Annotated in this window: 1 rRNA gene; it reads left to right on the forward strand. The window is 48.2% G+C overall.

Going from position 1 to position 353, the window contains the following annotated elements:
- Positions 1–57 precede the first annotated feature (57 nt).
- Positions 58–353, forward strand: a 23S ribosomal RNA gene (locus ACM6I0_RS22755); the annotation flags it as partial.

Here is a 353-nt window from a genome sequence, read left to right on the forward strand (position 1 = left end):
ATCGAATTTTCGGCGAATGTCGTCTTCACAGTATAACCAGATTGCTTGGGGTTATATGGTCAAGTGAAGAAGCGCATACGGTGGATGCCTTGGCAGTCAGAGGCGATGAAAGACGTGGTAGCCTGCGAAAAGCTTCGGGGAGTCGGCAAACAGACTTTGATCCGGAGATGTCTGAATGGGGGAACCCACCTAACATAAGTTAGGTATCTTAAGCTGAATACATAGGCTTAAGAAGCGAACCAGGGGAACTGAAACATCTAAGTACCCTGAGGAAAAGAAATCAACCGAGATTCCCTTAGTAGTGGCGAGCGAACGGGGACTAGCCCTTAAGTGGCTTTGAGATTAGCGGAACG

The sequence above is a fragment of the Pseudomonas sp. IT-P294 genome (assembly GCF_949767865.1).
Lineage (GTDB): Bacteria > Pseudomonadota > Gammaproteobacteria > Pseudomonadales > Pseudomonadaceae > Aquipseudomonas.